Consider the following 12,244-nt stretch of genomic DNA (forward strand, 5'->3'; position numbering starts at 1 on the left):
AGTGAGAGCTACAGGGGTTCTAATTTGAAACTTTACAAAAAAGTCTCAGGCATTTCTCAGAACGGGATGTCGTCGTCAAAACTGTCGAAATCCTGCGCCGGCTTGGCCTGCTGCTGCGGGGCCGGACGCGGCGCCTGCTGCTGTTCACGCTGCGGCTCACGTTGCGGCGCCTGCTGGCGCTGCTGACGTGGCGCCGAATCGCCACCGGCGTTGTCCGGACGGCCACCGAGCAGCTGCATGGTGCCCTGCATGTCGACGACGATCTCGGTGGTATAACGCTTGATGCCGTCTTTTTCCCACTCGCGAGTCTGCAGCTTGCCTTCGATATACACCTGCGAACCCTTGCGCAGGTATTCGCCGGCGATTTCAGCAACCTTGCCGAACAGCGAGACACGGTGCCACTCGGTTTTCTCGACCTTCTGGCCGGTCTGCTTGTCGGTCCACTGCTCGCTGGTAGCAAGACTCAGATTGGTCACTGCGTTGCCGCTGGGCAGATAACGCGTTTCCGGATCCTGTCCGCAGGTACCGACCAGAATGACTTTGTTAACCCCACGGGCCATAACGTTCTCCTATAGCTGTCAGCACGTCGCCGGCGCCGCTTCGATCAGGCGCTCGAGGGACATGCGATCCAATTGTTGGGTATCCACTTTGATATAGATGGCCGCTTCATCACGCACCACCACAGCATCCGCCACTCCGGGCACTGCCTGTAAACGCTCGGCCAACCCCACTTCGTGCAATGCCGCGGCTGAAAGCGGCAAGCGCAGACTGGTGACATAAGGCGGTTCGCGCATAGTAACAGCAAAGACTAGCCAGAGAAGAGCCATGGCGGCGCAACCGAGGAACACCCCCGACAGGCTGTAATGCTGGAACAGCCAACCGCCGAGAATACCGCCCAGCGCCGCGCCGAGAAACTGACTGGTCGAGTACACCCCCATCGCCGTACCCTTGCCGCCGGCGGGCGCAACCTTGCTGATCAGTGACGGCAGCGAAGCCTCCAGCAGATTGAACGCGGTGAAAAACACCACGGTGCCCAGTACCAGTGCACGCAGGCTGTTGCCAAACAGCCAGAAGTACAGCTCACAGGCCAGCAGCACCGCCACCGCGCCAAGTAGCACGCGCTTCATGTGGCGCTTTTTTTCGGCATAGATGATGAACGGCACCATGCCGAAGAAACCGATCAGCAGCGCGGTCAGGTAGACCCACCAGTGCTCTTCCTTGGGCAGCCCGCCCTGCTCCACCAGCGCCAGTGGCAAGGCGATGAAACTGGCCATCAGAATCGCGTGCAGGGCCAGGATGCCGAAGTCCAGACGCAATAGATCGACATGCTTCAAGGTCGGCAACAACGCCTGGCGGGCGACGCCGGACTCGCGGTGCTGCAGCGGCCCGGCAGCACGCGGCACCACCCCGGCGACGATGACGATGCCGAGCAGAGCCATGGCGGCCGTCGCCAGGAACAAGCCGGACAAGCCAAAGGCACGGGTCAGCAGCGGGCCGACCACCATGGCCACGGCGAAGGACAGACCGATGCTCATGCCGATCATGGCCATGGCCTTGGTGCGGTGCTGTTCTCGGGTCAGATCGGAGAGCAGCGCCATCACCGCAGCGGATATCGCCCCGCCCCCCTGCAGCACACGGCCGGCGATCACACCCCAGATCGAGTCGGCATTGGCTGCCAGCAGACTGCCGGCGGCGAAAATCAGCAGCCCGACATAAATCACCGGACGCCGGCCAATACGGTCGGAGAGCATGCCCAGGGGTATCTGCAGGAATGCCTGGGTCAGGCCATAGGCGCCAATGGCCAGGCCAATCAACGCCGGAGTACTGCCGCGCAACTCCATGCCGTAGGTCGCCAATACCGGCAGGACCATGAACATGCCCAGCATGCGGAAGGCAAATACCAGTGCCAGCCCAGCGGCGGCACGGGTTTCACCGCCACTCATGCGCTCGCTGTAGGGATCGTGCATGGAAAGCGCCTTGATGAAATAGGCGGCGATTATAAGGTTTGTTGACGCTCCGCGGCGAGCCGCGTTGCTGTGACAAATGGCACCAGGCAAGGCCGCGCCCGGCGGGCTTGCGGCATTTACCCCATCCATGGCGATCGCGCAGGATCGCGGGAATGCTGCTCCCTGGCCGAGTCCTGCAACACCGCATGGTGCCATTTGCAGCACAAGCTCGGCGGCCCCAGCCGCATGGACCTCCGCCGCGGCCAGCTCGATACGTCAACAGCCCCTCGGCACTGCGCGACGCGGCACAGCCGTCACGCTTTGCCGCACCGCGTCACAGGGCCGTATACTCACTGGTTTTCCGCCCGCCATGCGAGGCCGCTGTTTGTGGACAAGATTGTGATCCGGGGTGCCCGCACCCATAACCTGAAAAACATCGACCTGACCCTACCGCGCGACAAGCTGATCGTGATTACCGGCCTGTCCGGTTCCGGCAAGTCCTCGCTGGCCTTCGACACCCTCTACGCCGAGGGCCAGCGCCGCTACGTCGAGTCGCTGTCGGCCTATGCCCGGCAGTTCCTGTCGATGATGGAAAAACCCGATGTCGACACCATCGAAGGTCTGTCGCCGGCGATCTCCATCGAGCAGAAATCCACCTCGCACAACCCACGCTCCACCGTCGGCACCATCACCGAGATCTATGACTACCTGCGCCTGCTCTACGCCCGCGCCGGTATTCCGCGCTGCCCGGACCACGACCTGCCGCTGGAAGCGCAGACCGTCAGTCAGATGGTCGACCAAGTGCTGGCCCTGCCGGAAGGCAGCAAGCTGATGTTGCTGGCGCCGGTGATCCGCGAGCGCAAGGGCGAACACCTGGCCGTATTCGACGAACTGCGCGCCCAGGGCTTCGTGCGGGTGCGGGTCAACGGCAAGATCTACGAGCTGGACGAACTGCCCAAGCTGGACAAGCAGAAGAAGCACAGCATCGATGCCGTGGTCGACCGTTTCAAGGCCCGTGGCGACCTGCAACAGCGCCTGGCCGAGTCGTTCGAGACCGCGCTCAAGCTGGCCGACGGCCTGGCCCTGGTGGCCCCCATGGAAGGCGAAGACGGCGAGGAAATCATCTTCTCCGCGCGCTTCGCCTGCCCGGTGTGCGGCCACTCGATCAGCGAACTGGAGCCCAAGCTGTTCTCCTTCAACAACCCGGCCGGCGCCTGCCCGACCTGCGACGGCCTGGGCGTGAAGCAGTTCTTCGACATCAAGCGCCTGGTCAACGGCGAGATGACCCTGGCCGAGGGCGCAATCCGTGGCTGGGACCGGCGCAATGTCTATTACTTCCAGATGCTCGGCTCATTGGCCGGGCATTACGGCTTCAGCCTGGAGATCCCCTTCGACGACCTGGCCGCCGAACATCAGAAATGCATCCTGTTCGGCAGCGGCACGCAGAACGTCGACTTCCGCTACCTGAACGACCGGGGTGATATCGTCAAGCGCTCCCATCCGTTCGAAGGCATAGTGCCGAACCTGGACCGCCGCTATCGCGAGACCGAGTCGGCCAGCGTGCGCGAGGAGCTGGCCAAGTTCCTCAGCACCCAGGCCTGCCAGGATTGCCGCGGCACCCGCCTGCGCCGCGAGGCGCGGCATGTCTGGGTCGGTGAGCGGACCCTGCCCGCCGTCAGCGGCATGCCGATTGGCGACGCCACCGAGTATTTCGGCAACCTGGCGCTGCCCGGACGACGCGGCGAGATTGCCGAGAAGATCCTCAAGGAAATTCGCGAACGCCTGCAGTTCCTGGTCAACGTCGGCCTGGACTACCTGACCCTGGACCGCAGCGCCGATACCCTGTCCGGTGGCGAAGCCCAGCGCATCCGCCTGGCCAGCCAGATCGGCGCCGGCCTGGTCGGGGTGATGTACATCCTCGACGAGCCCTCGATCGGCCTGCACCAGCGCGACAACGAACGCCTGCTCGGCACCCTGCGCCACCTGCGCGATATCGGCAACACGGTGATCGTGGTCGAGCACGACGAAGACGCCATTCGCATGGCCGACTATGTAGTGGATATCGGTCCCGGTGCCGGTGTGCATGGTGGCCAGATCGTCGCCCAGGGTACTGCGGCCGAAGTCATGGCCCACCCGGATTCGCTGACCGGCAAATACCTCTCGGGGCGGGTCAAGATTGCCGTGCCGGCCAAGCGCACGCCGTGGGACAAGAAACTCTCGCTGAAAATCAAAGGGGCACGCGGCAACAACCTGCAAAAGGTCGACCTGGATATTCCCATCGGCCTGCTGACCTGCGTCACCGGCGTGTCCGGTTCGGGCAAGTCGACCCTGATCAACAACACCCTCTACCCACTTAGCGCCACGGCGCTGAACGGCGCCACCACCCTGGAAGCCGCCGCTCACGACAGCATCGACGGCCTGCAGCACCTCGACAAGGTGGTGGATATCGACCAGAGCCCGATTGGCCGCACGCCGCGCTCCAATCCGGCCACCTACACCGGTCTGTTCACCCCGATCCGCGAGCTGTTCGCCGGCGTGCCCGAGTCGCGCTCGCGCGGCTACGGCCCGGGACGCTTCAGCTTCAACGTCAAGGGCGGACGCTGCGAAGCCTGCCAGGGCGATGGCCTGATCAAGGTGGAGATGCACTTCCTGCCGGACATCTACGTGCCCTGCGACGTGTGCAAGAGCAAGCGCTACAACCGCGAAACCCTGGAAGTGAAGTACAAGGGCAAGAGCATCACCGAAGTGCTGGACATGACTATCGAGGAAGCACGGCTGTTCTTCGATGCCGTGCCGGCCCTGGCGCGCAAGCTGCAGACCCTGATGGACGTCGGCCTGTCCTATATCAAGCTGGGCCAGAGCGCGACCACCCTGTCCGGCGGCGAGGCCCAGCGGGTCAAGCTGAGCCGCGAGCTGAGCAAGCGCGACACCGGCAAGACCCTGTATATCCTCGACGAGCCGACCACAGGTCTGCACTTCGCCGATATCCAGCAACTACTCGACGTGCTCCATCGCCTGCGCGATCACGGCAATACCGTGGTGGTGATCGAGCACAACCTGGATGTGATCAAAACCGCCGATTGGCTGGTCGACCTCGGCCCGGAAGGCGGCTCCAAGGGTGGCCAGATCATCGCCTGCGGCACCCCGGAAGAAGTCGCCGAGATGCCGCAGTCGCACACCGGCTATTTCCTCAAACCGCTGCTGGAAAGGGATCGCGTCGCCCCCGCGCAGGCCAGTCTGAGTCCGGCGTAAGCCAGGGCTTATCCATATAGGAACCGCTCTGCCGTAGCGCCGGCAGCTAACGCCTAGATCTGGGCCTGCAGGTAGTTCTGCAGGCCCAGCTTGTCGATCAAGCCCAACTGGATTTCCAGCCAGTAGGCATGATCCTCCTCGGTGTCCTTGAGCTGGGCCAGGAGGATGTCGCGGCTCTGATAATCCTGATGCCGTTCACACAGCTCGATGCCTTTGCTCAAGGCCGCGCGCACCTGGTATTCCAGGGCCAGATCGAGCCTGAGCATCTCCGGCACCGTCTGGCCGAACATGAAGGGATCCGGGGTCATATCCGGCGTGCCTTCGAGAAACAAAATCCGCTTCAACAACGCATCGGCGTGCTGAGTCTCCTCTTCCATCTCATGGTTGATGCGCTCGTAGAGCTTGCTGAACCCAAAATCCTCGTACAGGCGTGAGTGCACGAAATACTGATCGCGCGCTGCCAGCTCGCCTTTGAGCAGCATTTTCAAATAATCGATGACTCCGATGTGGCCCTGCATAGCTGGAATCCTTGCTGCTTCCATGGAATGGCCGAATGCTCCGCTGGCCGTCCACCACGGTCAAGCGAAAAGCACGACGCCTCCACGAGGGAGGCGCCGCAGGGTTGGTTGGACACAGCCGGTGGGGCGCCCTACGGCGCTCCACCAGCAACCGGTCAAGCGAGGTCGAAGCGGTCCAGGTTCATCACCTTGGTCCAGGCAGCGACGAAGTCGTTGACCAGTTTTTCCGTGCCGTCGGTACTGGCGTAGACCTCGGCGTAAGCACGCAGCACCGCGTTGGAACCGAAGACCAGGTCGTTGCGGGTGCCGGTGTATTTCACCTTGCCGCTCTTGTGATCCTTGCCCTCGAAGGATTCCGCCTCGGCATCCACGGCCTTCCACTCGGTGCCCATGTCCAGCAGGTTGACGAAGAAGTCATTGCTCAGCACGCCGACCTTGTCGGTGAACACGCCATGCTGGCCGCCGTCATGGTTGGCCCCGAGCACCCGCAGGCCGCCGACCAGCGCGGTCATCTCAGGCGCGCTCAAGGTCAGCAACTGAGCCTTGTCGATCAACATGGCCTCGGTCGGTACGCCGAGCTTGCCCATGCGGTAGTTGCGGAAGCCGTCGGCGACGGGCTCCAGCGGGGCAAAGGCCTCGACATCGGTCTGCTCCTGCGCGGCATCCACCCGCCCCGGCGCGAAGGGCACATCCACGTTGACCCCGGCGGCCTTGGCGGCCTGCTCCACGCCGACATTGCCGGCCAGCACTAACACGTCGGCCAGCGAGGCCTTGCCTGACGCTTTCTGAATCTCGACCAGCTTGGCCAGGGCCTTGATGGCGCGCCGATTGACCTCCCAGTCCTTCTGCGGAGCCAGGGCCAGACGCGCACCATTGGCACCGCCGCGCTTGTCGCCACCGCGGAAGGTCGAGGCCGAGGCCCAGGCCACGGATACCAGATCGCCAACCGACAGCCCGCAGGCGGCGATCTTGGCCTTGAGGTCGGCGATATCGGCCGCGCTCGGGTTATGTGCCGGCGCCGGCAGCGGGTCTTGCCAGATCAGATCCTCTTTCGGCACTTCCGGGCCGAGATAACGGGCCTTAGGCCCCATGTCGCGATGGATCAGCTTGAACCAGGCGCGGGCGAATGCATCGGCGAAGGCTTGCGGATCGCCCAGAAAGCGCTTGGAGATCTTGCCGAACTCCGGGTCGAAACGCAGGGTCAGATCGGTGGTGAGCATGGTCGGCTTGTGGAACTTGCCCGGGATATGCGCATCCGGAATGATCTCCGGCGCATCCTTGGCCACCCACTGCTTGGCGCCCGCTGGCGACTGGGTCAGCTCCCACTCGTAGTTGAACAGGTTCTCGAAGAAGTTGTTGCTCCACAGCGTCGGGGTCTTGCTCCAGGTGACTTCGATGCCGCTGGAGATGGTGTCCTTGCCGTGACCGCTGCCGAAGTCGCTGATCCAGCCCAGGCCCTGCGCCTCGATCGGCGCACCCTCGGGCTCCGGCCCCTTGTGCGACTCCGGCGCGGCGCCGTGGGCCTTGCCGAAGGTATGACCGCCGGCGATCAGGGCAACCGTCTCCTCATCGTTCATGGCCATGCGACTGAAGGTGCTGCGAATGTCCTTGGCCGCTTCCATATAGTCGCCACTGGCGTTCGGGCCCTCCGGGTTGACATAGATCAGGCCCATGTGAGTGGCGCCGAATGGCGCGCTCAATTCGCGGTCACCGGTGACGCGCTCCGGATCCACACCCAGCCAGGCAATCTCCGCCCCCCAGTTAACATCCATGTCCGTTTCCCACACGTCCTCACGACCGGCAGCAAAGCCGAAGGTGCGAAAACCCATGGATTCGAGCGCCACGTTGCCGGCGAGGATCAACAGATCGGCCCAGGAAATTTTCTGTCCGTACTTTTGCTTGATCGGCCAGAGCAGGCGCCGTGATTTATCGATATTGACGTTGTCCGGCCAGGAGTTCAGCGGGGCGAAACGCTGCTGCCCGCGCCCGCCGCCACCGCGACCGTCGGTGGTGCGGTAGGTGCCAGCGGCGTGCCAGGCCATACGAATCATCTGCGGGCCATAGTGACCGAAGTCGGCCGGCCACCAGTCCTGGCTGTCGGTCATCAGCTTGACCAGGTCCGCCTTGAGCGCCTGGTAGTCGAGCTTCTTGAATTCGTCGGCGTAGTTGAACTTCTTGCCCAGCGGGTTGGACTTTTCAGAGTGCTGATTCAGCAGATCCACACGCAACTGGTTCGGCCACCAATCCCTGTTGGTCGTGCCACCGCCAGCGACGTGATTGAACGGGCATTTACCTTGGTTCGACATTATTCTCTCCTTTCTCCTGAGCGGGTCGGTCCCATCGACTGCGACCGACAATGGAACAAGCCTAGACCCGCTTGAGCAAGGGAACCAATTTATGAAGCGCAACAACTCGATAGTTATTTTCTTTCATCATCCGCATAAAAAAACGGGCCAACAGGCCCGTTTTCTACCTACGCCCCATTCAGGCAATCAGGATAAACCCGACAAAGGCCAAGCCTGCCGCGATCAAGGTATAGGGCAACTGGGTGATCGCATGACTGATCAGGTTACAACCCGAGCCCTGGGCGGCCAGCACGGTTGAATCGCTATAGAAGCAAGCCTGGCTACCGAAAGCCGAGGCAGACAGCAGCGCACCGATGGTCAGCGGGATATCTGCCTGCAGCGCATAGGCCAGGGGCATGACGATGGGAATGGTCACGGCAAAGATGCCCCAGGACGATCCCGTGGCGAAGGCCAGCACGGCCATTGCCAGAAACACCATGGCCGGCAACATCTGCGGGCTCATATAGGGCTTGAGCGACTCCACCACATATTGCGGCAGCATCAACTGATCGCACACATCCTTGAAGATAAAAGCCGCGATCACGATACCGATGGCCGGCAGCATGGTCTTGAAGCCATCGATCATCTGATCGAGCATTTCGGACAAGGACATCAAGCGCTGAAGCAGGTAGAACGGCACGGTAATGGCCAGGGTAGCCAGCATGCCCATCCATACATCGACATCGAAATAGATGGTAAAACCAATCAGCATAAGCAGCGGCACGAGGAAGTTGTAAAGCTTGCCGCCCTCCTTGTCCGCCCCTTCGAATTCCGCCTCCAGCGACTTCATCGAGTAGTTGTGCTCGGCGCTCAGTTCGCCCACGTGCATGGCACCGGCCGAACCGTGACGTGCGGCCATCTCGGCTTTGCGCATGGGACCAAACGCCGGCACCACGCCGGCAGCAACCAGCAGAACCAGAATCACCGCGAACCAGGCATAGAGCATGTAGGGGATGGCCTGGATATACACGCTGATACCCTGGCCAGTGGCGGCAATATCGTTGCTCTCCAGCAGGCCGCCAAAGAACACCGCCCAGGTCGATAACGGAACCAGCACGCAGATCGGAGCCGCGGTGGAGTCCACCACATAGGCGAGCATCTCGCGGGAGATCCTGAAGCGGTCGGTGACCCGTTTCATGGTTTCGCCCACGGTCAGGGCATTGAGGTAGTCATCGACGAAGATCACCACGCCCAGGGCAAAGGTCATCAGCAGCGAGGATCGTCGTCCCTTGGCCAGCTTCAACGCCGCGCTACCGAAAGCCAGGGCCCCCCCAGTACGCACCAGCAAGGCGATCAGCGCGCCGAAACTGCCACAGACCAAGATCAACCAGCCGATGGTTTCGTCCTGCATCACCTTGAGGGAAATTTCGGAGAAGTTGCTCAACGTCTCGGCCGGCGACAGGAGCAGCAGACCGGAGATGGCACCCAGGACCAGGGCCAGGATGGGCCGCCGCAACATGACCGCCAGGATCAATACGACAGCAGGGGGAATCAGACTCAGCGCATTAGGTTCGGACATGATGTGCAATTGTTCTTATAGGGGCCGCAAGACGGCGGGATCGGAAGAGTCACGAACCTTACCCGAGCCGGCGCATGCACACAATATCAAACACGACGTGCGGAATATTATTCACCATAAAAACAAAAAAACCGGGCCAAGGCCCGGTTTTTCCTACAACCTACAACTTACTCGGCAGCTTCTACTGCGCCGCCGACCGGACGGTCAACCAGCTCAACATAAGCCATCGGAGCGTTGTCGCCAGTGCGGAAACCACACTTGAGGATACGCAGATAACCGCCCTGACGGGTGGCATAACGCTTGCCCAGGTCGTTGAACAACTTACCGACAATGGCTTTCGAACGAGTACGATCGAAGGCCAGACGACGGTTGGCAACGCTATCTTCTTTAGCCAGAGTAATCAGCGGCTCGGCAACGCGACGCAGCTCTTTGGCTTTCGGCAGAGTAGTTTTGATCAGCTCGTGCTCGAACAGCGACACCGCCATGTTCTGGAACATAGCCTTACGGTGTGCGCTTGTGCGGCTAAGGTGACGGCCACTTTTACGATGACGCATGGTTCAATTCCTTACCAAACTGACGTTCGGTGATGATGACGATCAGGCAGTCGCCTTATCGTCTTTCTTCAGACTTGCCGGCGGCCAGTTGTCGAGGCGCATACCGAGGGAAAGACCGCGTGAAGCCAGAACATCCTTGATTTCAGTCAGGGACTTCTTGCCCAAGTTCGGCGTTTTCAACAATTCTACTTCGGTGCGCTGAATCAGGTCGCCGATGTAGTAAATGTTCTCTGCCTTGAGGCAGTTTGCCGAACGTACAGTCAGTTCCAGGTCATCAACCGGACGCAACAGGATCGGATCGATCTCGTCTTCCTGCTCGATAACCACAGGCTCACTGTCACCCTTGAGGTCGACGAACGCAGCCAACTGCTGTTGCAGAATGGTTGCGGCACGGCGGATAGCCTCTTCAGGATCCAGAGTACCGTTGGTCTCCAGGTCAATAACCAACTTGTCCAGGTTAGTACGCTGCTCAACACGAGCGTTCTCTACCACGTACGACACACGGCGTACCGGGCTGAACGAAGCATCCAGCTGCAAGCGACCAATGCTGCGGCTTTCATCTTCATCGCTCTGACGAGCATCAGCCGGCTCATAGCCGCGACCACGAGCTACGGTGAGCCTCATGTTCAGCGCGCCAGTGGAAGCCATGTTGGCGATCACGTGGTCGCCATTGACGATTTCGACATCATGATCCAGCTGAATATCGGCAGCGGTAACTACACCCGAGCCCTTCTTCGCCAGAGTCAGCGTCACTTCGTCGCGGCCGTGCAACTTGATAGCCAAGCCTTTCAGGTTAAGCAGGATTTCAATGACATCTTCCTGAATACCTTCAATGGCGCTGTACTCATGGAGTACACCGTCAATCTCGGCCTCGACTACTGCACAGCCAGGCATGGAGGACAACAGGATGCGACGCAGCGCGTTGCCCAAGGTGTGTCCAAAGCCACGCTCGAGAGGCTCGAGTGTGATCTTGGCGCGGGTCGGACTGACCACCTGCACATCGATATGGCGGGGGGTCAGGAACTCATTTACCGAAATCTGCATGGATGCACCTATTTTCTAGCCCTTACTTGGAGTAGAGCTCGACAATCAGGCTTTCGTTGATGTCAGCGGACAGATCACTGCGAACCGGTACGGCTTTGAATACGCCGGACTTCTTCTCAATGTCTACTTCTACCCATTCAACGCGGCCACGCTGGGCACACAGCTCAAGAGCCTGAACAATGCGCAGCTGATTCTTCGACTTCTCGCGAACTGCAACGACGTCGCCAGCTTTAACCTGGTACGACGGCACGTTTACAGTCTTACCGTTAACGCTGATCGCCTTGTGCGAAACCAGCTGACGGGATTCGGCGCGGGTAGCACCATAGCCCATACGATAAACCACGTTATCCAGACGGCACTCGAGCAGTTGCAGCAGGTTCTCACCAGTAGCGCCTTTCTTGCCGGCTGCTTCTTTGTAATAACCGCTGAATTGACGCTCAAGAACACCGTAGATACGACGAACTTTTTGCTTCTCACGCAGCTGGGTGCCGTAGTCGGACTGACGACCACGGCGCTGACCGTGAATACCTGGGGCTGCTTCGATGTTGCACTTCGATTCCAGGGCGCGTACGCCACTTTTCAGGAAAAGATCAGTGCCTTCACGACGAGACAGTTTGCATTTGGGACCAATGTAACGAGCCATTTCTCACTGTCTCCTGATTACACGCGACGCTTCTTCGAAGGACGGCATCCGTTGTGCGGGATGGGTGTCACATCGGTGATGCTGGCGATCTTGTAACCGCAGCCGTTCAAAGCACGGACAGCGGACTCACGACCCGGACCGGGACCCTTGACGTTAACGTCGAGGTTCTTCAGACCGAACTCCAGCGCAGCTTGACCAGCACGTTCAGCAGCCACCTGGGCAGCGAACGGGGTGCTTTTACGCGAGCCGCGGAAGCCTGAACCACCAGAGGTAGCCCAGGACAGGGCGTTACCCTGACGGTCAGTAATGGTCACGATTGTGTTGTTGAAAGAAGCGTGGATGTGGGCGATGCCATCAACCACTGTCTTTTTGACTTTCTTACGAGTACGAGCAGCAGGTTTTGCCATGACTAGATTCCTGTCG

At 60.7% G+C, this 12,244-nt stretch carries 10 protein-coding genes; 1 reads left to right on the forward strand and 9 read right to left on the reverse strand.

Translation table 11 applies throughout. The features are described from left to right. Positions 1–56 precede the first annotated feature (56 nt). A complete protein-coding gene (locus LJY18_RS15230) occupies positions 57–560 on the reverse strand; it encodes a single-stranded DNA-binding protein (RefSeq protein ID WP_238042662.1) in 504 nt (167 codons plus the stop codon). Positions 561–578: 18 nt separating this feature from the next. Then, complete coding sequence (locus tag LJY18_RS15235) at positions 579–1,967, reverse strand: MFS transporter (RefSeq protein ID WP_238042663.1); 1,389 nt, start codon at positions 1,965–1,967, stop codon at positions 579–581. Between the two features lie 366 nt (positions 1,968–2,333). On the opposite strand from LJY18_RS15235, the gene uvrA reads away from it, so the two are divergent. Continuing rightward, entirely contained in the window at positions 2,334–5,198 is a 2,865-nt protein-coding gene (gene uvrA, locus LJY18_RS15240) for an excinuclease ABC subunit UvrA (RefSeq protein ID WP_238042664.1), read from the forward strand. 53 nt (positions 5,199–5,251) lie between these two features. Here the strand turns inward: uvrA and bfr are convergent, their stop codons facing one another. From bfr to rpsK, 7 genes are all read right to left on the reverse strand, one after another. Further along, on the reverse strand, positions 5,252–5,716 hold the full coding sequence (gene bfr, locus LJY18_RS15245) for a bacterioferritin (RefSeq protein WP_238042665.1): 465 nt from the start codon (positions 5,714–5,716) through the stop codon (positions 5,252–5,254). Positions 5,717–5,871: 155 nt separating this feature from the next. Continuing rightward, positions 5,872–8,022: a catalase/peroxidase HPI gene (katG, locus tag LJY18_RS15250; RefSeq protein ID WP_238042666.1), complete on the reverse strand. Its 2,151-nt coding sequence runs from the start codon at positions 8,020–8,022 to the stop codon at positions 5,872–5,874. A gap of 178 nt (positions 8,023–8,200) precedes the next feature. Then, positions 8,201–9,580 (reverse strand): Na+/H+ antiporter NhaC family protein, encoded by a 1,380-nt coding sequence (locus LJY18_RS15255; protein ID WP_238042667.1) that lies wholly within the window; start codon positions 9,578–9,580, stop codon positions 8,201–8,203. A gap of 167 nt (positions 9,581–9,747) precedes the next feature. Beyond that, complete coding sequence (gene rplQ / locus LJY18_RS15260; protein ID WP_025167705.1) at positions 9,748–10,134, reverse strand: 50S ribosomal protein L17; 387 nt, start codon at positions 10,132–10,134, stop codon at positions 9,748–9,750. A 42-nt stretch (positions 10,135–10,176) separates the two neighbouring features. Further along, positions 10,177–11,178: a DNA-directed RNA polymerase subunit alpha gene (locus LJY18_RS15265; protein WP_079204540.1), complete on the reverse strand. Its 1,002-nt coding sequence runs from the start codon at positions 11,176–11,178 to the stop codon at positions 10,177–10,179. Between the two features lie 22 nt (positions 11,179–11,200). Beyond that, positions 11,201–11,821, reverse strand: a complete 621-nt coding sequence (rpsD, locus tag LJY18_RS15270; RefSeq protein ID WP_090505816.1) for a 30S ribosomal protein S4 — start codon at positions 11,819–11,821, stop codon at positions 11,201–11,203. Between the two features lie 17 nt (positions 11,822–11,838). Then, on the reverse strand, positions 11,839–12,228 hold the full coding sequence (rpsK, locus tag LJY18_RS15275) for a 30S ribosomal protein S11 (RefSeq protein ID WP_079204538.1): 390 nt from the start codon (positions 12,226–12,228) through the stop codon (positions 11,839–11,841). Between the last annotated feature and the right edge of the window lie 16 nt (positions 12,229–12,244).

The organism is Pseudomonas sp. MMS21 TM103, assembly GCF_022132145.1.
In the GTDB taxonomy this organism is placed as follows: Bacteria; Pseudomonadota; Gammaproteobacteria; order Pseudomonadales; family Pseudomonadaceae; genus Aquipseudomonas.